This window comes from Variovorax sp. NFACC27 (genome assembly GCF_048301545.1).
Classification (GTDB): Bacteria; Pseudomonadota; Gammaproteobacteria; order Burkholderiales; family Burkholderiaceae_C; genus Variovorax; species Variovorax gossypii.
In genome coordinates this window covers 6,412,957-6,434,823 of sequence record NZ_CP157613.1, presented here as the reverse complement: position 1 = coordinate 6,434,823, position 21,867 = coordinate 6,412,957, and the positions used below count along the sequence as shown (strand labels likewise).

Below are 21,867 nucleotides of genomic sequence, written 5' to 3'. Positions count from 1 at the left end.
GGGGCGGCATTTCCGCCACCCCTTGCTCCAGGGCTCGCTATGCGATCGCCTCCGTTTGCTGGGTCGTGCCTATCAGGTTGGCCACGCCGTCGATCTCCAGGTGGACGTCGAAGTCGAAGCCCGCGAAGTCGGCGTCGCCGTCGATCACTTGACCCACGAAGTTCAGGTCCACGTCCGAATTGATCGTCGTCGACGTGATCACGTCGATCTTGATGATCTTGAACACGTCGTTGTCCGCCGTATCGGCGTAGTTCGTGCCGGTCGCGGTCAGATTCACCGTGTTATGGCCAGTCAGGCTGATGCCCGTGCCGGTGATCTCTTCGGTGCTGCTCAGGACCTGCAGGCCCGTGATCTGGTAGTTGGCGCTGTCGTAGTCGTCCTCGCCGATGCTGACCACCTTCAGGCCTCCTCCGGCCGATTGGTAGTCCGCCGCGGAGTTGGCGATCAGGAGCCTGGTCGTGGTGGTGTTGGTCGACGCATTGAACAGCTTCAGCAGAACGGCCACGTCTTCGCCGTCCGTGATCTGGTCGATCGTGATGTTGATCGCGTCGGCATAGGCCGTGTCCGTGCCGACGATGGCCGCCCCGGGGCGCTGCGGCGGACTCGTCAGGTTGGGGTTGCTCACCGGATTCGACTTGTAGAAGTCGAAGTTCAGCAGCTCGCCGGACTGGACGGTGTCGGAGTTCACCCCGAGTGTGTTGGTCGCGACGTTGACGAAACCGGCACTCTCGCTGGTGAAGGTCTCGCCCGGCACGAATGCGTGATTGTTGCCCGCCAGCAGGTCGCCGGAATCGCTCGGAGGCGTGGCGGACCTCGCGGACAGCACGCCGAAGAAGTCGTTGCTGTATTTCTGGACCACGATCTCCGGCGAGTTGTTGCCTATGGTGTCGTAGTTGAAGGATGCCAGCGGCGCACTCGTGGAGAACGTCGTCTGTCCTCCGAAGACCTGGTCCAGGTCGAAGGTGAAGGTACCGTCCGTCTTGTTGAAGACGACCGTGCCCGTGGCCGCCTGCGTCGTCGTCGACGTCGGCCCGGGGTAGTAGTTGAAGCTGAAGTTGTAGGTGACCGTCGTGGCGTCTTCCGCGAAGTGGGAGACCGTCGCATCGGTGATGGGCCGTCCGCCGCCGGTCGTTCCAGTCAGGCTGTTCAGCACGATGCCGTCGGTCGACGCGTTGTCCACGTCGTCGGCGCCGATGGAGAAGTTGTAGGTTCCGGCGATGGGCTGGGCGTCGTTCGCTCCGGTGAGGTCGGAGATGGCGGTCGCCGTCGGGCCGTGGTCGTCGAACTTGATGTTCGCGCCGATGTTGAGCACCTTGGAGTCGGAGGCGGTGTCGCCATCGCCATCGGTGAGCGTCACGGCATTGGTCAGGGTGATCAGGTCGTCGGCCATCGTGGCCTGCTGGGCCGCGTAGTTCGACGAGGAGCCCGGCAGCGCGTGGTCGATCTCGGCGAACTGCCGCAGCGTCACCGAGCCGGCGCCATTCACGCTCACGTCGAAGATGGTGTTGGTCGCCGAAATGCCTGCCTCGGTGGCGGAGGTCGAGCCGATGACCGCTCCGGCAACCAGGTACAGCCTGATGGCCGCGCCGTCGCTCGTGAGCCCGGATGCGCCGCCCTGCGTCTTCACGCCGAGCGTGAAGATCGAGTCGGTGCTGCCCGCCCCGTCGGCGCCATGGCTGCTCGAAGTCGTGCCGAAGGCCGGCGCGAAGTCCTGGATGGAGGAGTCGGTGGCCGCGCCGACGGTCTGTGCGTCCTGGGTGTTGAGCAGCGTCGTGTCGGTGGGCGTTGCCAGCACGATGGTCGGGCCGTCGTCGTCGAACTTGATGTTCGAGCCGATGTTGAGCAGCTTGGAGTCGGAGGCCGTGTCGCCATCGCTATCGGTGAGCGTCACGGCATTGGTCAGGGTGATCAGGTCGTCGGCCATCGTGGCCTGCTGGGCCGCGTAGTTCGACGAAGCACCCGGCAGCGCGTGGTCGATTTCGGCGAACTGCTGCAGCGTCACCGAGCCTGCCGCGTTCACGGCCAGGTCGAAGACCGTGTTGGCCGCCGCGACGCCGAGCTCGGTGGCGGAGGTCGAGCCGATCACCTTGCCGTTCAGCAGGTACAGGTAGATGGTCGCGCCGTCGCTCTTGAGCCCGGAATCGATGCCCTGTGCCTTCACGCCGAGCGTGAAGGTCGGGTCGGTGGTGCCGGCTCCGTCGCTGCCGAAGCTGCTCGAAGTCGTGCCGAAGGCCGCCGCGAAGTCCTGGGTGGCGGAGTCGGTGGCTGCCCCGATGGTCTGCGCGTCCTGGGTGTTGAGCAGCGCCGTGTCGGTGGGCGTTGCCAGCACGATGGACGGGCCGTCGTCCTCGAAGACCATCATGGACCCGACCTCCGCCGTCGCGCTGGAAACCTGCAGCAGCCGGAAGCCACCGATGTCGAAGTCGGCGTGGGTGTTGCCCGAGGCATTGAGGGCGGCCCCGTTCTCGATGAGTACGCGGTTGTGGTCCGCCGAGGTCGTGTATTCGACCGAGTAGCCGGCCTTGACGCCGGTGATCATCGCGACGCCGCCGGTGATGCTGATGGCGATGGCCGCACTCTGTCCGCCCTCGGCACCGTTCGCGTAGGTCTCCAGAGCCGCGCCGGTAACGGAGTCGAGCACGCGCACGCTCGTGATTGAAATCACCTGGTCGCCCGCGTAGCCATCGATGAAGCTGTTGCCGGACTCGACCGCCGTGCTGTATGCGGTGATCCTGACCTGGGCACTCTTTCCGCTTTGCAGCTGCACCACGTCGAAATCGGCGGTCCTCGCTCCGAACATGCCGGTGAAGTCGATGTTCGACTCCAGGTCGGCCTCGTTCTGGTCAAGGTTCGGAATGGTGACGTTCGCCCTGGCGCCGGTCACGAACGTGAAGCGGATGCCTTCCTGCTCGGTGATCATCTGGCTGTTGGTGCCGAACGTCGTCGGCCCGCCGGCCTGGCTGGTGTTGATCGTGTCGCCGGTCGAGATGTTGATGTCGTCGGCGGTGCTGTTGGGATTGGCCCCGGACTGGTTCGCCGGGTCCTTTCCGGTCGCGATGATCGTCACGTCGGAAATCCGGCCGTTGACGATCGTCGGATTGCCCTTCGTGAACATCAGGAACAGGTTCTGGCCGGATGGCGCGCCTGCGAGGTTGAACTCCGCATCCTGGCTGACGCTGACGAAGACCTTGTTGAGCAGGTTGACTGCGTCGTCGGGGTTGGTCGCGTCGGGGTTCGCGATCGCCTCGTACTGGACCATCCAGATCTTGGCGCCGCTCACCGGGGTTCCGGTTTCCTCCAGGTAGGCGGCGAACACGACGACATTGAGGGCGGTCTTTCCGTAGACGACGTTGTTGTTGGTCGTGTCGGTGTAGAGGAAGATGTCTTCGCCGTCGGCGGTATCGAGTCCGCTGTCGAAGCCGTTGAGCGGAGCGCCGTTCGCGTCCGTGAAGGAAATGTCGGTGACCGTGCCCGATATGCTGAATGTGAATGCGTTGGTGCCGGTGTTGGACCCGTTGTAGCCGCTCAGCGCGGCATTGATGGCGGTTCCGACACTCTGGGCCGCGAGGCGGCTGCTGAAGGCAGCCGGCAGCGAGCTCGCGGAGATGTCGTTGTCGTTGCTGTCGCCGGCAGCGGCGGGAGTAGCGGCAAGGTTCTGCAGATTGGCGGATTCGTCCAGAGTGACGGTCGAGCCGGCCGTCAGATTTAGCGCAGCCATAAACACTCCTCGGTTGACAAGAAAACCCGCCGACAGGCATCACCCGATCGAGGCGCGTTCGCTGCCAATCAACCAGGTTCGCGTATCAGCAGAGGAGGCATGCTGAACCGCGCGACGATGCCTTGTCCATAGGATAAAAGTTGTCACCCAAAGGGTGACGCGCCGTGCCGGGCATGCGCCCGCAAGCCCTTAACCTTTTGATACCTTGCGAAGGTTGCGGGCCTACCTGCACGGCGGTGTGGTCTTTATCATTACCTTTCGGATGCCTCCAAAACAAGTGCTTCGGAGGAAGCCATGGAAGAAGTCCCACTGTCGCCTGCCGGGCTCGAACCTGCGTGGAACGCGGATACGCGGCCGTTCACGCAAGACTTTCCCCCGACGTCGCCATTCGCGCCGCCTGCACTGTGGACATCAAGCGGTTTTCAGCCGGCTTGCCTGGAGATTCGATCCCCTTTCCCTGCGGTCGAAGTCTGTGTTCCGGTTCTCGTCGCAACCTGTCCAGGCCGTGCATCGCCGCTGTCCGGGCCGGGCCTGTTGGCCTCGAGGCTTCGGGCCGGGCGGATGTACCAGGTCGAGCATGCGGAGATGAACGGCCTCTCCGACCTGGACGCCCGTTGCCGGCAGCAGGCGCCTCGCCTGGTGCTGGTTGACATCGCGTTGATTTCGCCCGAGAGAGTCGACAGGCTGGACGATCTGCGCTGCCGCTTTCCAGCCATCGACTGGCTCCTTGGCTGGGAGGCGCCCTCCATGCTGGGGCTGGATGCGGCGATCCGGATCCAGGCGCGCGGCTGCGTCGAGTGGGCAGCGAGCGCGGAGCAGTTCGCGCAATCGCTGGATGCCGTGCTGGCAGGCATCCTGGGCTTCCCGGGGCCGGTGTTGCAGGCGCTGTATCTGTCGGTGCTGCGATTGAAGGCAGCCGGCGGACCGGCGGCGTCCCGCGCGATATCGCCTGCAACGAGGCTGACCGCACGAGAGGACGAAGTGCTGTCGCTGATGCACCGGGACCTGACCAACAAGCAGATCGCCGAGCGACTCGACATCAGTGTCAACACAGTCAAGAAGCATCTCGCGCATGTGTTCGCGAAGCAGGGACAGCACAGCCGGCGCCGGCATCTGGTCTGATCCGGCGTTGCCGCTAGCTCTTTCCCTTCGCCATGCGAATAGGGTCGACCAGCCGGTCGTACGCCTCGACGCTCAGGTAGCCCAGTTCGACGGCCGCTTCTCTTGGCGCAATGCGGCGCTCCACGGCAGTGCGCGTGATGCGCGCCACCTTGTCGTAGCCCAGCACCGGATTCAGCGCCGTCACCGACAGCAGCGCATTGCCCAGGTTCGCTTCGAGCCGTTCGCGATCGACCTCGAGGCCGGCAACCAGCCTGCCTGCGAAGACGCGCGCGCTGTCCGCCAGTATGCGGATCGATTGCAGCACGCCGTGGATCAGCACCGGCTTGGCCACGTTGAGCTCGAAGTTGCCCGAGGCGCCTGCCATCGTCACCGTCACGTGGTTGCCCGCCACCTGCATGGCAGCCTGGGCCACCACTTCTGCGATGGTCGGGTTGCGCTTGCCCGGCATGATCGACGAGGTCAGCCCGTCGTTTGGCACCACCAGCTCGCCGATGCCGCAGCGCGGGCCCGATCCCATCCAGCGGATGTCGTTGGCCATCTTCGTCAGCGAGGTGGCGATCACGTTCAGGGCTCCGGACAGCTCCACCAGCGCATCGTGGCCCGACATGCCTTCGAACTTGCACGGATGAGGCTCGAATGGCAGGCCCGTGAGCTTGCCGATCTCCTCGCAGAAGAACACGTCGAAGTTCTCGGGCGCATTGAGCCCTGTTCCCGCCGCCGTGCCTCCTTGGGCGAGCAGCAGCAGTCGTGGCAATGCGTCCTTCAGCCGCGCGATGCCGCTGTTCGCCTGCCATGCGAATGCCTCGAACGCCTGGCCCATCGTCATCGGCACGGCGTCCATCAGGTGCGTGCGCGCCACCTTGGCCGCGTCGGCGAAAGCGCGTGCGCGGTCTTCGAGCGCGTCCCTCAGCACGGTGAGCGAGGGGACCAGCCGCTGCGTCAGCTCCATCGCGGCCGCGATGTGCATCACCGTCGGAAAGCTGTCGTTCGACGACTGCGATGCGTTCACATGGTCGTTGGGATGCACCGGCGACTTCGTGCCCAGCGGCTGCCCGAGCAGTTCGTTGGCCCGGTTCGCGATCACCTCGTTGGCGTTCATGTTCGTCTGGGTTCCCGAACCGGTCTGCCAGATCGTGAGCGGGAAGTGGTCGTCGAACAGGCCGCGTGAAAGTTCCCCGGCGGCCGTGGCAATGCTTTCCGCCAGTGCCGCGTCGAGCGCGGCGCAGCGGGCATTGGCTCTTGCCGCCGCGATCTTCTGCAGCCCGAAGGCGTGCAGCAGGCATACGGGGAAGCGCTCGGTTCCCACGTCGAACACGCCCAGCGCGCGTTGTGTCTGCGCTCCCCAGTACCGGCCGGCCGGAATCTCCACCGGCCCGAAGGCATCGTGCTCGATGCGCGTGGCCGTCATCGCGTCAGTCCAGCGAGATGCTGGCCTTGGCCGCAACGGCCCTCCAGCGGGCCACTTCCGCTTCGGTGTGCCTGCCCAGCGCGGCGCCGGTGTACTGCTCCGGCGGCAGCATCTGGATCGCCTGCTCGGCCAGGCGGTCGGTGAAGGCCTTGTCGCCCATCACCTTCAGGTAGGCCTGCTGCACCTTGTCGAGCACCGGCTGCGGCGTGCCCTTGGGCGCGTAGATGCCGTACCAGGTCGAGGCCTCGAAGCCGGGCAGCACCGTCTCGGCGAGCGTGGGCACGTCCTTGAGCTGCGGCAGCCGCACCTTCGAGGTGACGGCCAGCGCGCGGACCTTCGCTTCCTTGATCTGCGGCAGGGCGGTGTTGGTCTGGTCGAAGATGCCGTCGACCTGGCCGCCGATCACGTCGATCAGCGCCGGCCCCGCGCCCTTGTACGGAACCTGCGAGATCCTGATGCCCGCCGAGGCGGCGAACAGGGCCGCGATGAGGTGCGAGCTGGAGCCCACGCCGGCGTTGCTGATGAAGAGCTTGTCGGGGTTGGCCTTGCCGAAGTCGACCAGTGCCTTGATGTCCTTCGCCGGATGCTCCTTGCGCACCATCAGCACCAGCGGCGTGTCGGGGAAGCGGAACACCGGCGCGAAGTCCTTGACCGGGTCGTAGGCGAGCTTCTTGTACAGCGCCGGCGCGGCGCCCATGTAGCCCATGTGCCCGACCAGCATGGTGTAGCCGTCGGCCGGCGCGCGCGATGCCTTCGCCGCGCCCACGGTGCCGCCTGCGCCCGGTGCGTTGTCGATGACGATGGGCTGGCCCAGTTCGCGCGCGACCCGCTCCGCCACGGCCCGTGCGAGCGCATCGGTGGGGCCGCCCGCCGCGAACGGAACGATCCAGGTCACGGGGCGGGCCGGATAGGCCTGCGCGCTCGCGCCGTGTGCCGCGGTTGCGAATGCCACTGCCAGCAGGGCACGCGCGGCCAGCTTCTTGATGTCGATCATCTGTCTTGTCTCCTCGGGGTTGGTGGTTCGTCGTCGCGGCTCAGGCCGCCACTTCGGCGGACAGGGCCAGCGCGCGGTCCACCATCAGCGGCGCGAGGCCGAGATAGTTCGCCGGATCGGTCATGCGATCGATGGCCGCGCGGTCGAAGTGCTTCGTGACCTCGGGCAGCGCCGACAGCGCCTCAGCCAGGGTGCCGCCCTTTTCGTTGACGGTGCGGCAGGCGTCGTAGACCACGTCGTGCGCCTGCTGGCGGCCGATGTGGGGCGCCATGCCCATCATCACGGCCTCGGCCACGATGAGGCCGCGGCTGATGCCCAGGTTGTGCTTCATGCGCGCCTCGTCCACGATCAGGCCGCCGAGTGCGAACTTCGCCTGGTGCAGCGCGCCGGAGGTGAGGATGAAGCTCTCGGGAATGGCGATCCATTCCGCGTGCCACGGGCCGGTCGCCCGCTCGAAGTCCTGCACCATTGCATCGACCATCAGCCCCGCGTGCTGCCGCACGGCCTTGGAGGCGGCCAGCATCAGCTCGCTGGAGATCGGGTTGCGCTTCTGCGGCATCGTGCTCGATGCACCGCGTCCCTTGACAAAGGGCTCGTAGACCTCGGCGAACTCCGTCGAGGCCATGATCATGATGTCGAGCGCGATCTTTCCCAGCGAGCCGGTGACGAGCGCGAGCAGGTTCACCGCCTCGGCGAAGCCGTCGCGCGCCACATGCCAGGTGGTGGCGGGCACGCCCAGCCCCAGTTCCTCGGCCATGGCCTTCTGCACCTCGAAGCCCTTGTCGCCGAGCGAGGCCAGCGTGCCCGCGGCCCCGGCGAACTCGACCACCGCCACGCGAGGTCGGAGCTCGGCGATGCGCTGCTGGTGCCTGTCGAACATGGCGAGCCAGATCGCGACCTTGTAGCCGAAGGTCACGGGCAGCGCCTGCTGCAGGTGGGTGCGGCCGGCCATCGGCGTGTCGCGGTGCTTCTTCGAGAGCGACGCCAGGATGCCGCGCAGCTCGCGGATGTCCTCGCCGATGCTGTCGAGCGCGTCGCGCACCTGCAGGGCGACTGCCGTGTCCATGATGTCCTGCGTGGTCGCGCCCCAGTGCACGTAGCGGCCGGCCTCGCCGCACATCCCCACCAGCTGGTGCACCAGCGGGAGGATGGGGTAGCCGACGATGTCCGTCTCCTCGCGCATGTGGTCGAAGTCGATGCGCTCGATCCTCGATTCGCGCGCTATCACTTCCGCCGCCTCGGCCGGGATCACGCCGGTGCGGGCTTCCGCCTTGGCAAGCGCGATCTCCGCATCGATGTAGCGCTGGACCAGCGCGCCGTCGGAGAAAAGCTGCCGCATCTTCTGGGTGCCGAAGGCGTCGCGGAACAGGATGGAGTCGACGACGGTGCTGGCCGTCGGGATGGGTGGGCGGGTGAAGTTCATGGGAGCCGTTGAAAGTGGAAGCAGCGAACGCAAATATGTTCGGACATATTAAAGTTGAATATGTCCGAACATATTCGACGAATCGGGGTTTACCCTTGACGCCATGAATGCGATCCTCGGGGGCAACATGTCTTCGCCATCCAAGCCTCACCACAGCGACATCTCGCGCCACCTCACCGAAGCCATCGCCAGCGGTCATTTCGCCGTCGGCTCGGTGCTCCCGACGGAACTCGAGCTCTGCGACCACTACAAGACCAGCCGCCATACCGTGAGGGCGGCGCTGGCCGAACTCCAGCGGCTGGGCCTCGTGTCGCGGCGCAAGAACGCGGGAACCCGCGTCGAGGCGACCAAGCCGCGCGACACCTTCCGTCCCTCGATCGCGTCGGTGGACGATCTCGTGCACTTCGGCACCGAGTACCTGCGGCAGGTGCAGTCGATCGAGGAGGTGGCCGTGGCGGCCCCGGTGGCCAGGGACCTGGATTGCGCGCCCGGCACGCGCTGGCTGCGCATCTCCAGCCTGCGGCTCGACACCGGCGGAGAAAGCGGACCCATCGGATGGACCGACCTGTACGTCGACCCGGCGTATTCGGATGTTCGCGACCTGGTGCGGGAGTCGCCCGGCACCCTCGTCAGCTCACTGATCGCCGAGCGCTACGGTCGGCAGATCGTGGAGATCCACCAGGACGTGCGTGCCGACACCGTCAGGGACGCGGCGATGGCGAAGGCCCTGCAGGTGGAGCAGGGCGCGGCGGCGCTGAAGATCGTGCGCCGCTATCTCGATGCCGAGGGGCTGGCCTTCGAGGTCTCGGTGTCGGTCCACCCCGCGGATCGGTTCTCGGTGTCGATGCGGCTGCAGCGTTCGGCCTCGTAGCCGCAGCCCGCATCGCCCGCATCGACGTGGCGGCTCACTGGTTCTGCGAGCCCCGGTGCGCCCAGCCGGTGGTGTGCTTCTCGACCACGCTGAAGAGCTCGTACATCAGCATCGCCATCGCGCCCACCACCATCAGGCCCGCGAAGGCCAGGCCCATCTGCATGGCCGAGCCGGCCGAGATCAGCAGGTAGCCGATGCCTTCGTTGGCCGCCGTCATCTCGCTGACGGTGGTGCCCACGAAGGCCAGCGTGATCGCCACCTTCAGCGAGCCGAAGAAGTAGGGCATGGAGCGCGGCAGGCCGATCTTCATGAGCACGTCCCAGCGCCTGGCGCCCAGCACGCGCAGCACGTCTTCCAGCTCGGGTTCGAGCGTGGCGAGGCCGGTCGCGATGTTGACCATGATCGGGAAGAAGCTGATCAGGAAGGCCGTGAGGATCGCCGGCCCGATGCCGATGCCGAACCACACGACCAGGATCGGCACGAAGGCCGCCTTGGGCAGCGCGTTGAAGGCCGTCATCAGCGGGTAGATCGCCGCGTACGCGATGCGCGAGCTGCCGATCACGAAGCCCAGCAGCACGCCCACCACGATCGCGAGGCCGAAGCCCGCCATCGTGACCCAGAAGGTGCGCCACGCGTGGCCCGCGATGACTTCCTTGAATTCCCAGAACTGGTTCCAGATGCGCCACGGGCTCGGGAAGATGAAGTCGGAAACCTCGAAGGCCGAGCAGATGATCTGCCACAGCAGGATCACCGCCACGAGCAGCAGCCAGGGCGACCAGCGTTCGATTTGCCTGGTGTTCTTCATGTGTCGCGCGCCCTCAGTGAGATACCGCCGCGGCGGACTGGGCGGCGCTCGCGCCGGTGTTGCGGATGGCTCCGATGTGCCCGCGCAGTTCCAGCACGATGTCGGTGAACTCCTTCGTGTAGGTGAGCTCGAGCTCGCGCGGGCGCGGCAGGTCGATCTCGCGCTTCACCACGAAGCGGCCCGGGCTCTTGCTCATCACGTACACCGTGTCGGCGAGGAACACCGATTCGCGCAGGTCGTGCGTCACCAGGATCACGTTGAACTGCTGCTCGGTCCAGAGGTCGCGCAGGATGCACCAGAGCTCCTCGCGCGTGAACGCGTCGAGCGCGCCGAAGGGCTCGTCGAGCAGCAGCATCTTGGGCTCGTGGATGAGCGCGCGGCAGATGCTCGCGCGCTGCTGCATGCCGCCCGAGAGCTGCCACGGAAACTTGTCCTCGTAGCCGCCGAGGCCCACCTTCTGCAGCAGGCGGCGGGCGCGCTCCTCGTACTCCTTGCGCCTGGCCTTGAAGCTGGAGCGGTAGGGCTCGACGATCTCCAGCGGCAACAGCACGTTGTCGACCGTGGTGCGCCACGGCAGCAGCGAAGGCGCCTGGAAGGCCATGCCCGAGATCTTCAGCGGCCCGGTCACGGGCTGGCCGTCGATGCGGATCTTTCCCATCGACGGCATCTTCAGCCCGGTGGTGAGCTTCATGAAGGTCGACTTGCCGCAGCCCGAGGGGCCGACGATGGCGATGAATTCGCCGCGCTTGACCTTCAGGTCGATGGCCTCGACCGCGAAGTGGTTGGCGCGCAGCAGCTCCTCGTTGTAGGCGAGCCAGACGTCCTGGAAGTCGACGAAGGGAGCGACGAAAGGGGCTGCGGCCGCGTCCTGCGATGCGGCTGCCATCACTTCTTCAGGATGTTCAGTTCGGCGGCCGGCGGCAGCAGCGCGGCGGTCCACACCGCGTCGGGGCTCACGCGCGTCTTGGTGTTGAAGGCGTCCGACACCTGCGAGGCCATCAGCGACATGCGGCCCGCGTTGACCGCGCCGAAGCCCTCGGCGCGCGCGTCTGCGCTGTTGATGACGGTGTCGATGGCCAGCTGCAGGCGGCGCGTCTCGAGCTTGCTGTCGATGATGCCGTCGCGCGCCTTCACAGACTCGATGGCCACCGCCGGATTGGCGATGACTTCCTTCGCGCCCTTGGCGAAGGCCGAGAGGAATTTCTTCACCGCCTCCGGGTGCTCCTTGATGAGCTTGGGCGAGGCGATGATGACGTTGCCGTAGAGCTTCACGCCGTAGTCGGGGTAGGGGAGGATCACCACGTCGGCCGTCTTGGCGCCGCGCGCCTCGAGGTTGAGCAGCGAGGTGAAGGTGAAGCCGGTGATGGCGTCGATGTCGCCGCGCATCAGCATGGTCTCGCGCAGCGTCGGGTCCATGGCGGTCCAGTTGACCGTGCCGATGTTGTTGGCCTTGGCGAAGATCGGGAAGGCGCGGCGGCCCGCGTCGAACACCGGCGCGCCCAGCTTCTTGCCCGTGAGGTCTGCGGGCTTGGTGATGCCGCTCTTCTTGAGCGTCATGACCGATGCCGGCGTGTTGTTGTAGACCATCATCACCGCGACCGGCTTGTTGGGGCTGTCGGGGTTGTTGGCGTGAAACTCCATCAGCGCCGCGAGGTCGGCGAAGCCCATGTCGTAGGCACCCGAGGCCACGCGCGTGACGGTGCCGCCCGAGCCGTTGCCGGCGTCGATGGTCACGTCGAGGCCGGCGGCCTTGAAGTAGCCCTTGGCGGCGGGATGCAGGAACAGCGCGGCCGGTCCTTCGAAGCGCCAGTCGAGCTGGAACTTGATCGGCGTCGAGGTCTGCGCAAGGGCCGGGGTGAGGCCGAAGCTGAGGGCCGAGGCGGCGAGGAAGGACTGGAGCAGTTGGCGCTTGTTCATGCGGAGATCGATCCGTTGGATGAAAGGGGATTGAATGCTTCTGCATTCAAGCAAAAACGGTGCCCGCACGTGATTGGTGCGAACCCTTCCTGTGGATCGAACTGGTGCGTCGTTTCCGAATTTCGCACCTCCGGCGGGAAATCCCTTCGGTTTCAGGGGGCGCTTGCACCGAATGCGAGCCAGTACGGATCGCCGACGCGCTTGCCGACGCTCGCGGCGGCATCGCGCACGATGGCGCCGAAGCGCTCGACCAGCGCGTCCGACAGCAGCTCCGCGGGCAGCGCGATGCCGAAGGCGTAGGCCTGTCGCGTGGCCGGGTCGAACACGGCGGAAGAGATGCCCGCCACGTTGGTCACGTACTCGCCGCGCGACAGGGCCCAGCCGGTTTCGCGGATCACCGCGAGGCGCGCCAGCAGGTCCTTGCGCGTGCGGGGTGCGTCGCCGCGTCCCTGGTCTAGCCGGCCGCCCAGCAGGGCAGTCACTTCGGCGTCGCCCTGCCGCGCGAGCAGGGCGCGGCCCATGGCGCTGGAATAGGCCGGTGCGCGGCTTCCCGGCGGCGTGTAGATCTGCAGCGCGCCGGCGCCGGCGCGCATCTGGATCACGAGCGTGTCGGCGCCGTCGAGCACGTTGATGTAGCCGGTGAAGCGCGTCTCGGCCACCAGCGCGTCGAGCGCTTCCTCCACCAACGAGGCGGCGTTGCGCGAAGCGCGGAAGTGGTACGAGGCTTCCATGATCACGCCTCCCGGCCGGTAGGCGCGCGTGGCCGCGTCGCGATCGAGAAAGCCGTAGCTCGCCATCATGCTGAGGGTGCGCGAGGCAGAGCTCTTCGGCAGGCCCAGCTCCGTCACCACGTCGGTCACCGTGATGTCGCGGCGCAGCCGCGCGATCAGCTTCAGGACGTCCATGGCGTTGGCGAGAGTGCTCATAGTTCAGATGGGTTGGCGGGTGGGAATCATAGGTTCCGCGCGCAACGCGTCCGCCGGCTCGGGGTGAACCAGCCTTGACAGCGCTTCGGCGGGTTCTATCATCTGGTTCAATTTTGTTGGATTGAGTTCCATAAAATGGAACTTCAAAAAATGACCATGAACCACGAGGCAACAGCGGCGATGCCGCTGCAGGAGGGCGACGCCGCCCATCCGTCACCGGAATTGCACCCGAAGGCACTGGCGCCGGCCAACCTGATCCTCACCGTGGTGCTGAGCGTGTTCGGCGCCATCGTCGGCATCCAGATGCTGGCGAGCCTGGGCATCACGCCGAGCACCTCGCTGATCGGCGCGCTCGCGGCGATGACGCTGGCGCGCGTGCCGCTGGCCATGTTCCGGGGTTTCCGCTCGGTGCATGCGCAGAACCTCGCGCAGACCAGCATCTCGTCGGCCACCTTCGGCGCCGCCAACAGCCTGTTCCTGCCCATCGGCATTCCCTTCCTGTTCGGGCTGCCCGACATGGTTGTGCCCATGCTCGTCGGCGTGAGCCTGGCGATGCTGCTCGATGCCTGGCTGCTCTACCGCATGTTCGACACGCCCGCCTTCCCGGCGAAGAACCCGTGGCCGCTGGGCATCGCGGCGGCCGAGGCCATCAAGGCGGGCGACGGCGGCGGCAAGCAGGCCTGGCTCTTGTTGGGCGGGCTCGCAACGGGCGTGGTGGGCGCGGTGTTCAAGCTGCCGATGTCGGCCTTCGGCGTGGCGCTGATCGGCGGACTCGGCGCGATGACCGCCTTCGGCATCGGCCTGCTGCTGCGGGGCTACTCGGCACAGCTCTTCGGCTTCGACATCGACGCGCGCTACGTGCCGCACGGAATGATGATCGGCGCGGGCATCGTGGCGCTGGTGCAAGTGGGGCGCGTAGTGCTGAAGAAGCACGGCTCCGCCGCGCCCGGCACAGGAGCAGCTGCGTCGCTGGAGGCACGCGACGCCACCGCGCTGGGCCGATCGCTGCGTCTCGGCGGCGTGGGCTATCTCGCGATCATGGTGCTGCTGGCGGTGGGCACGGGCGTGTACACCGGCATGTCGCCCGGCATGCTCGTGTGCTTCGTCGTCTACGGCACCTTCGCGGCCTTCGTGCACGAGCTGATCGTGGGCATCGCGGCGATGCACTCGGGCTGGTTCCCAGCCTTCGCTGTGGCGCTGATCTCGCTGCTGATCGGCATCCTGATCGGCTTTCCGCCCGAGGCGCTGGTGGTGCTTGCGGGCTTCTCCGCGGCCACCGGGCCGGCCTTCGCCGACATGGGCTACGACCTGAAGGCCGGGCACCTGCTGCGCGGCGAGACATCGGGCACGTCCTTCGAGATCGCGGGCCGGCGCGAGCAGATGATCGCGGGCATGGTGGGCTTCGCCGTGGCCATCGTGGTCGTGGCCTGCAGCTACAGGCTGTTCTTCGCCAACCACCAGACGGCGCCCATCAACGCGGCCTACGTGGCGGCCATCAAGGCCGGCATCTCGGGCGACACGGCGCGCAATCTCGCGCTGTGGGCGCTGCCCGGCGCGCTGCTGCAGATCGTGGGCGGCGCGCGACAGCAGCTCGGGGTGCTGTTCGCCACCGGCCTGCTCATCGCGAGCCCGATGGCTGGCTGGATGGTCGCGGCCGGCATCGCCTGCCGGCTGGTCGTGCATCGCGCTCTCGGCTCCTCGGCGCGCGAGCGGCTCGAAGTGTTCGCGGGCGGCGTCATCGCCGGCGACGCGCTCTACAGCTTCTTCTCCGGCGCGGTGAAGAGCCTGCGCAAGTAGCGCCACGGCACCGCGCTCCGCCTTTCCTCATTCCCTTCATCACACAGGAACCACGAATCCATGAAACGCAATCTGACAAGCGACGACGTCCGCGCGGCCATCTGGGGCGGCGCCATCCTCGGCGGCGGTGGCGGCGGGCTGATCGAGTCCGGCGAGCGCGCCGCGAAGCTCGCGCTGCAGGTCGGCACGCCGCAGCTGTGGAGCATCGACGAATTCGACGACTCGGCGCTCACCGCCACCATGGCGCTGGTCGGCGCCCCGGCCGCGCCCGATCCGCACGTGCAGCCCGCGCACCTGCTGCGCACGCTGGAGTTGCTGCGCCGCGAACTGCCGGCGGGCCAGAAGCTGGTCGGCCTGCATGCCAACGAGAACGGCGCGGAGACCACGGTCAACGGCTGGTTCCATGCCGCGATGAGCGGGCTGCCCGTGATCGACCTGGCCTGCAACGGCCGCGCGCATCCCTCGAGCGTGATGGGCGCGCTGGGCCTGCACACCGAGCCCGACTACCTTTCGGTGCAGGCCTACGCGGGCGGCGAGCCGCATCGTTATGTCGAAGGCGTGGTGTCGGGCCGCCTGGAGCAGACCTCCGCCGTGGTGCGCCGCGCCTCCGTCGAGGCAGGCGGCCTCGTGGCGGTGGCGCGCAACCCGGTCAGCGTGGGCTATGCGCGCCGGCACGGGGCGCCGGGCGCCATCAGCCATGCCATCGCGCTGGGCCAGACGTACCTCGATGGCGGCGTCGATGCGGTGGCCCGTTCGCTGGAAGGCCGCATCGTGGCCGAGGGCGAGGTGCGCACCTACCGCTGCGAACAGCAGGAAGGGCTGGACGTGGGCATCGTCGAGCTCGACGACGCCGCGCGTACCACGCTGCGCTTCATCAACGAGTACATGCTGCTGGAGCAGGAAGGAAAGCGCATCGCCCGCTTTCCCGATCTCGTGATGACCTTCTCGGACGACGGCAGGCCGGTGGTGTCGGCCCACGTGCGCCAGGGCGCGCGGCTGCGCGTGCTGGTCGCGCCGCGCGCGCGGCTGCTGCTGTCGCGCACGATGTTCATGCCCGAGCTCTACCGGCCGCTCGAGAAGTCGCTCGGCGAGGCCTTCGCGCCCGCCGAGGAAGCGCTGGCCTGAGCGCGCGCAAGGAGGAGCCGCCATGACGCTGCGCGTGCGATGGATACGGACGGTCGGCAACGACACCTACAACGAGCGCTTCGCCCGTGAATTCGCCGAGGTGAAGAACCCCGGCACCGAGGTCGAGGTGGTTTCGCTGCGCAACGCCTCGGTGCGCCATCACGTCGAATACCAGAGCTACGAGGCGCTGCTGGGCGCCGACATCGTTCGCGTGGTGCGAGACGCGGCCGTGAAGAAGTTCGACGCGGTGGTGCTCGGCTGCTTCTACGACCCGGTGCTGGTCGAGGCGCGCGAGATCTCGGGCGAGACGGTGGTGGTCGCGCCCTGCCAGGCCTCGTTCGAGGTGGCGGCCAACCTGGCGCAGAAGGTGTCGGTCATCGTCGGGCGACGAAAGTGGGTGCCGCGCATCGAGTCGCGCGTGCGCGAGTACGGGCACGGCCACCTGCTGGCCTCGTGCCGCGCGCTGCAGCTCGGGGTGGAAGACTTCCAGCGCGACCGCGAGGAAACCGCGCGCCGCATGATCGAGCAGGGCCGCCGCGCCATCGAGGAGGACGGCGCCGAGGCGCTGATCCTGGGCTGCACGCTGGAGTTCGGTTTCTATCGCCAGCTGCAGGACGTGCTGGGCGTGCCGGTCATCGACTCGGCACTGGCCGCCTTCAAGCGTGCCGAGGCGCTGGCCGACACGCGACAGCGCTTCGGCTGGAAGCCCAGCCGCGTGGGCGGCTGCGAGCCGCCACCGGAGCAAGAGGAACTGCTGGCATGGAAGGTGTTCGACCCGGACGACGTGCCGGTCGCGTCACCGTTCCATGCCTGAGCGGCTCTTGCTGCTGCTTACTTGTCGACCGTGACCTTCGCCACCGCCAGCGCCGTCATGTTGATGATGCGGCGCACCGTCGACGAAGGCGTGAGCACGTGCGCCGAGCTCGCGGCGCCCAGCAGCACCGGGCCGACCGTGATGCCGTTGGCGCCGGTCATCTTCAGCACGTTGTAGAGGATGTGCGCCGAATCGAGGTTCGGGCACACCAGCAGGTTGGCTTCGCCGCTCAGCGTGGTCTCGGGCAGGGCGGTGCGGCGGATTTCCTCCGACAGCGCCGCGTCGCCGTGCATCTCGCCGTCGCATTCGATGTCGGGCGCCATCTGCGCGAACAGGTCGCGCGCCAGCCGCATCTTGCGGGCCGACGAGCGGCTGGAGGTGCCGTAGTTCGAGTGCGAGAGGAACGCCACCTTCGGCGGCAGGCCGAAGCGGCGCACTTCCTCGGCGGCCATCACCGCGATGCTGGCGAGCAGCTCGGCGCTGGGGTCTTCGTTCACGTTGGTGTCGGTGATGAACACCGTGCGCTTGTCGAGCGTGAGCGCGTTCAGCGTCGCGAAGCCCGGCGCGCCGCGCTTCAGGCCGATCAGGTTGCGGATGTGCTCCAGGTGCACGTCGAAGCGTCCGACCAGGCCGCAGATCATGGCGTCGGCATCGCCCAGGTGCATCATCAGCGCGGCGATGGTGGTGTTCGAGCGGCGCACCATGGTCTTGGCGGCCTCCGGCGTCACGCCGCGGCGCCCCATGATCTTGTGGAAGCTCTCCCAGTAGGTGCGGAAGCGCGGATCGTCCTCGGGGTTGACGATCTCGAAGTCGACGCCCGCGCGGATGTGCAGGCCGGCCTTCTTGATGCGCGCGTCGATCACGGCGGGGCGGCCCACCAGGATCGGCTTGGCCAGGCCTTCGTCGACCGCCCACTGGGCGGCGCGCAGCACGCGCTCGTCCTCGCCCTCGGCATACGCCACGCGCTTGGCGGTGGCGATCTTGGCGGCGCTGAACACCGGGCGCATGAACATGCCGGTCTGGTAGACGAAGCGCGTCAGGTGCTGGCGGTAGGCGTCCATGTCCTCGATCGGGCGCGTGGCCACGCCCGAGGCGGCCGCAGCCTTTGCCACGGCCGGCGCGATGCGCAGGATCAGGCGCGAGTCGAAGGGCTTGGGAATGATGTAGTCGGGGCCGAAGGCCAGCTCCTGGCCGGCGTAGGCGGTGGCCACCTCTTCGCTGATGTCGGCCTTGGTGAGCTCGGCGATCTCGCGCACGCAGGCCAGCTTCATCTCTTCGGTGATCTTGCTGGCGCCGCAGTCGAGCGCGCCGCGGAAGATGTACGGGAAGCACAGCACGTTGTTGACCTGGTTCGGGTAGTCCGAACGGCCGGTGGCGATGATGCAGTCCGGCCGCACGGCCTTGGCCAGCTCGGGGCGGATCTCGGGCTCGGGGTTGGCCAGCGCCAGGATGATGGGCTGGCTCGCCATGGTCTTGACCATCTCGGCGGTCATCACGCCGGGGGCCGAGCAGCCCAGGAACACATCGGCGTCCTTCACCACGTCGGCCAGGGTGCGGGCGCCGGTGTCTTTCTGGGCGTAGCGTGCCTTGGATTCGTCGAAACCGCCCGCGCGGCCCATGTAGATCAGGCCCTTGGAGTCGCAGGCGTGGATGTTGGCGGGCTTGGCGCCCAGGCCGACCATCACGTCCAGGCAGGCGATGGCTGCGGCGCCTGCGCCCGAGACGGCGATCTTCACGTCCTCGATCTTCTTGCCCACCAGCTCCAGGCCGTTGATGAGCGCGGCGGCCGAGATGATGGCCGTGCCGTGCTGGTCGTCGTGGAACACCGGGATGTTCATTCGCTCGCGCAGCTTCTTCTCGATGTAGAAGCACTCGGGCGCCTTTATGTCCTCGAGGTTGATGCCGCCCAGCGTGGGCTCCAGCGCCGCGATGATGTCGACCAGCTTGTCGGGGTCGCGCTCGGCCAGCTCGATGTCGAACACGTCGATGCCGGCGAATTTCTTGAACAGGCAGCCCTTGCCTTCCATCACCGGCTTGGCGGCCAGCGGGCCGATGTCGCCCAGGCCGAGCACGGCGGTGCCGTTGGTGACGACGCCCACGAGATTGCCGCGGGCGGTGTATTCGGAAGCCGTTGCCGGGTCGGCGGCGATGTCGAGACAGGGATAGGCCACGCCGGGCGAATAGGCCAGCGACAGGTCGCGCTGGTTCAGCAGGGGCTTGGTCGGGGTGATCGAGATCTTGCCCTTGACGGGCGAGCGGTGGTATTCGCGCGCTGCCTCGCGAAGTGCTTCTTCTGCGGGGGAAAGGGGTGCAGCCATGAAAGTCTCCTTGTTTCTGACGGGCAATGAGGCTACCGCAAAAGCGGGGCCTCTTCTTACTGGGGAAATGCCGAAAACGCCTGGATCCATATCTTCGGCCCGATAGGGCAGGTACGGAAAAGGCGGTCGGACGGGCTGGCGGGTTCGCTAAACTGCAGATCGTTACCCATTGGTTAACTGACCGGCTGTCCAGCCGGGAATCGGGCCGGGGTATCGCCGACAACGACAACACCACGACAAGAGGGGCAACAACGCATGGCATCCGGACCTTTCAACAGCAACGATCCTGACGTCGTCGTCATCGGCGGCGGCCCGTCGGGCTCCACGGTGGCCGCGTTGCTCGCGGACAAGGGGCACGACGTGGTGCTGCTCGAGAAGGCGCAGCATCCGCGCTTTCACATCGGCGAATCGCTGCTGCCGATGAACATGCCGCTGTTCGACCGCCTGGGCGTGCGCACCGAGGTCGAGGCCATCGGCATCCGCAAGCACGGGGCCGAGTTCGTCTCGCCCTGGCACGACCACTCCAGCCAGTTCCACTTCGCCGAGGCGATGGACAAGAGCTTTCCCTACGCGGTGCACGTGCGCCGCTCCGAGTTCGACGAACTGCTGTTCCGCCATGCCGGCAAGCGCGGCGCGCGTACCTTCGAGGGACAGCGCGTCACCGGCGTGGACATGGACGCCGGCAAGGGCACGCCCGACAACCGGCCGGCGGTGAAGGTCAAGGGCGACGACGGCGCCGAGACCACCTGGCGCCCGCGCTTCGTGATCGACGCCAGCGGGCGCGACACCCTGCTGTCGAACCAGTTCGACGCCAAGCGCCGCAACCGCAAGCACGCCAGCGCCGCGCTGTTCGGCCACTTCGCCAACGCCGAGCGCCGGCCGGGCCGCTTCGAGGGCAACATCACGCTGTTCTGGTTCGACCATGGCTGGTTCTGGTACATCCCGCTGAAGGACGGCACGGTGAGCGTCGGCGCGGTGGCTTCTCCGGCCTACTTCAAGCGCCGCAAGGGCTCGCTCGAGGAGTTCCTGATGGAAACCATCGCGCTCGCGCCCAAGCTGGCCGCTCGCCTGAAGAACGCCACGCTGATGGAAGGCGCCACCTCCACCGGCAACTACGCCTACGACTCGGCGTTCTGCCGCGGCGACCGCTTCATGATGGTGGGCGACGCCTACGCCTTCGTCGACCCGATGTTCTCCTCGGGCGTGTACCTGGCGATGAACAGCGGCTTCGAGGCCGCCACAGCAGCGGACCACTGGCTCAAGGGCGAGGCGAAGGAAGCCGAAAAGGCCTTCCGACACTACGAGAAGGTGATGAAGCACGGGCCGAAGATGTTCTCGTGGTTCATCTACCGCATCACCTCGCCGGCCATCCGGCGGCTCTTCATGAACCCGCGCAACATCTGGCGCATGCAGGAGGCGCTGCTGTCCATCCTGGCCGGCGACCTGTTCCGCAACACGCCGATCGGGCCGCGCTTCTGGGGTTTCAAGGTGACGTACTACGCCTCGTGCCTGGGCATCCTGCCGCAGGCCGTGAAGACCTGGGCCTGGCGCCGGCGCAATCTCAAGGAATCCTTGGAGACCGCTGCAAAAACCTGATTCTTTTCGAGGAACACCGCGGAACCGGCTTTGCCGGGCCGCTGGTGTTGCCCCCGGCGAGGGGGAAGGAGAAGCGACACGAAGTGCGCGAAGCCTGGGGGAGTACCTGGTCAGTCCGGCGTGACGGTGTGCTGGGCGAGCGCTTCCAGCGCGCGCACCAGCGCCGAGTGGTCGAGCTGGCCGTAGCCCAGCGCCGCGCAGGCGTTCATGAGCTGCGCCGCGCCGGCCGTCTGCGGCAGCGACACGCCCAGCGAACGGGCGCTCTGCATCGCGAGGTTCAGGTCCTTCTGGTGCAGCGCGATGCGGAAGCCCGGCGCGAAGGTGCGCTTGATCATTCGCTCGCCGTGCACTTCGAGAATGCGCGAGCTCGCGAAGCCGCCCATCAGCGCCTGGCGCACCTTGGCCGGATCGGCGCCGGCCTTCGAGGCGAACACCAGCGCCTCGCTCACGGCCGCGATGTTCAGCGCCACGATGATCTGGTTGGCCACCTTGCAGACCTGGCCGTCGCCGGCGCCGCCCACGAGCGTGACGTTCTTGCCCATCTTGTCGAGCAGCGGCTTCACGCGCTCGAAGGTGCCTTCGTCGCCGCCGCACATGATCGTGAGGCTGGCGGCCTTGGCGCCCACTTCGCCGCCGGAGACCGGCGCGTCGATGTAGCCGGCGCCCAATGCAGTGATGCGGCGCGCGAAGTCCTTGGTGGCGATCGGGTCGATGGAGCTGCAGTCGACCACGATCTTGCCGCTGGAGCCCTTCAGGCCGGCGGCCACGCCTTCGGAGCCGGGCACGCCGAAGAGCACCTTCTCGACGTCGGGCGTGTCCGGCACCATGATGAAGACGATGTCGGCCTGGCGCGTCACTTCGGCCGCCGAGGCGCAGATGGTGGCCTTCGAGACGAAAGGCTCGGGCGTGTTGCCGTGCGTGTTCACGAACAGCTGGTAGCCGGCATCGAGCAGGTGGCCCGCCATGGGCGCACCCATGATGCCGAGGCCGATGAATCCGATTTTCTGTTGTTGGGTCGTCATGTCTCTGTTTC

Annotated in this window: 16 protein-coding genes; 6 read left to right on the top strand and 10 right to left on the bottom strand. The window is 67.2% G+C overall.

What is annotated here, in order from left to right; genetic code table 11:
- Positions 1-37: 37 nt before the first annotated feature.
- Positions 38-3,718, bottom strand: a complete 3,681-nt coding sequence (locus ABL840_RS30015) for a beta strand repeat-containing protein (RefSeq protein WP_093301847.1) — start codon at positions 3,716-3,718, stop codon at positions 38-40.
- A gap of 294 nt (positions 3,719-4,012) precedes the next feature.
- On the opposite strand from ABL840_RS30015, the gene ABL840_RS30010 reads away from it, so the two are divergent.
- Positions 4,013-4,840 carry a response regulator transcription factor gene (locus tag ABL840_RS30010; protein WP_093301845.1) on the top strand — a complete coding sequence of 276 codons (828 nt, stop codon included), beginning with the start codon at positions 4,013-4,015 and terminating at the stop codon, positions 4,838-4,840.
- A gap of 13 nt (positions 4,841-4,853) precedes the next feature.
- Here the strand turns inward: ABL840_RS30010 and ABL840_RS30005 are convergent, their stop codons facing one another.
- From ABL840_RS30005 to ABL840_RS29995, 3 genes are read right to left on the bottom strand one after another with little or no spacing between them, the layout of a single operon-like run.
- A complete protein-coding gene (locus ABL840_RS30005) occupies positions 4,854-6,248 on the bottom strand; it encodes a class II fumarate hydratase (protein WP_093301844.1) in 1,395 nt (464 codons plus the stop codon).
- Positions 6,249-6,252: 4 nt separating this feature from the next.
- Positions 6,253-7,242, bottom strand: coding sequence for a tripartite tricarboxylate transporter substrate binding protein BugD (locus ABL840_RS30000; RefSeq protein ID WP_093301842.1), 990 nt, complete (start codon positions 7,240-7,242; stop codon positions 6,253-6,255).
- A 40-nt stretch (positions 7,243-7,282) separates the two neighbouring features.
- Positions 7,283-8,665: a class-II fumarase/aspartase family protein gene (locus ABL840_RS29995; protein WP_093301841.1), complete on the bottom strand. Its 1,383-nt coding sequence runs from the start codon at positions 8,663-8,665 to the stop codon at positions 7,283-7,285.
- Between the two features lie 127 nt (positions 8,666-8,792).
- Between ABL840_RS29995 and ABL840_RS29990 the strand changes: the two genes are divergently transcribed.
- Positions 8,793-9,536, top strand: a complete 744-nt coding sequence (locus ABL840_RS29990; protein ID WP_093302457.1) for a GntR family transcriptional regulator — start codon at positions 8,793-8,795, stop codon at positions 9,534-9,536.
- Positions 9,537-9,570: 34 nt separating this feature from the next.
- Here the strand turns inward: ABL840_RS29990 and ABL840_RS29985 are convergent, their stop codons facing one another.
- From ABL840_RS29985 to ABL840_RS29970, 4 genes are all read right to left on the bottom strand, one after another.
- Positions 9,571-10,341, bottom strand: a complete 771-nt coding sequence (locus ABL840_RS29985) for an ABC transporter permease (RefSeq protein ID WP_093197410.1) — start codon at positions 10,339-10,341, stop codon at positions 9,571-9,573.
- A gap of 13 nt (positions 10,342-10,354) precedes the next feature.
- Positions 10,355-11,227, bottom strand: coding sequence for an ABC transporter ATP-binding protein (locus ABL840_RS29980; RefSeq protein ID WP_093301839.1), 873 nt, complete (start codon positions 11,225-11,227; stop codon positions 10,355-10,357).
- Positions 11,227-12,258: an ABC transporter substrate-binding protein gene (locus ABL840_RS29975; RefSeq protein ID WP_093301837.1), complete on the bottom strand. Its 1,032-nt coding sequence runs from the start codon at positions 12,256-12,258 to the stop codon at positions 11,227-11,229. Before ABL840_RS29975 ends, ABL840_RS29980 begins: the two co-directional genes overlap by 1 nt.
- A 152-nt stretch (positions 12,259-12,410) precedes the next feature.
- Positions 12,411-13,184 carry an IclR family transcriptional regulator gene (locus tag ABL840_RS29970; RefSeq protein ID WP_093197403.1) on the bottom strand — a complete coding sequence of 258 codons (774 nt, stop codon included), beginning with the start codon at positions 13,182-13,184 and terminating at the stop codon, positions 12,411-12,413.
- Positions 13,185-13,334: 150 nt separating this feature from the next.
- Here ABL840_RS29970 and ABL840_RS29965 point away from each other — a divergent pair, with 150 nt between their 5' ends.
- Genes ABL840_RS29965 through ABL840_RS29955 form a run of 3 tightly spaced genes read left to right on the top strand, consistent with a single transcriptional unit; the run spans position 13,335 to position 16,920 of the window.
- Complete coding sequence (locus ABL840_RS29965) at positions 13,335-14,981, top strand: OPT/YSL family transporter (RefSeq protein ID WP_418116060.1); 1,647 nt, start codon at positions 13,335-13,337, stop codon at positions 14,979-14,981.
- A gap of 60 nt (positions 14,982-15,041) precedes the next feature.
- The gene (locus ABL840_RS29960) at positions 15,042-16,106 is read left to right on the top strand and encodes a DUF917 family protein (protein WP_093197400.1); all 1,065 of its coding nucleotides are present in this window, start codon (positions 15,042-15,044) and stop codon (positions 16,104-16,106) included.
- Between the two features lie 22 nt (positions 16,107-16,128).
- On the top strand, positions 16,129-16,920 hold the full coding sequence (locus ABL840_RS29955; RefSeq protein WP_093301836.1) for an aspartate/glutamate racemase family protein: 792 nt from the start codon (positions 16,129-16,131) through the stop codon (positions 16,918-16,920).
- A 17-nt stretch (positions 16,921-16,937) separates the two neighbouring features.
- Here ABL840_RS29955 and ABL840_RS29950 read toward each other — a convergent pair whose 3' ends face one another.
- Positions 16,938-19,238 carry an NADP-dependent malic enzyme gene (locus ABL840_RS29950; RefSeq protein ID WP_093197395.1) on the bottom strand — a complete coding sequence of 767 codons (2,301 nt, stop codon included), beginning with the start codon at positions 19,236-19,238 and terminating at the stop codon, positions 16,938-16,940.
- 255 nt (positions 19,239-19,493) lie between these two features.
- Here ABL840_RS29950 and ABL840_RS29945 point away from each other — a divergent pair, with 255 nt between their 5' ends.
- Positions 19,494-20,834, top strand: coding sequence for an NAD(P)/FAD-dependent oxidoreductase (locus ABL840_RS29945; RefSeq protein WP_093197393.1), 1,341 nt, complete (start codon positions 19,494-19,496; stop codon positions 20,832-20,834).
- A 110-nt stretch (positions 20,835-20,944) separates the two neighbouring features.
- Here the strand turns inward: ABL840_RS29945 and ABL840_RS29940 are convergent, their stop codons facing one another.
- Positions 20,945-21,856, bottom strand: coding sequence for a 2-hydroxy-3-oxopropionate reductase (locus tag ABL840_RS29940; protein ID WP_093197390.1), 912 nt, complete (start codon positions 21,854-21,856; stop codon positions 20,945-20,947).
- Positions 21,857-21,867 lie beyond the last annotated feature (11 nt).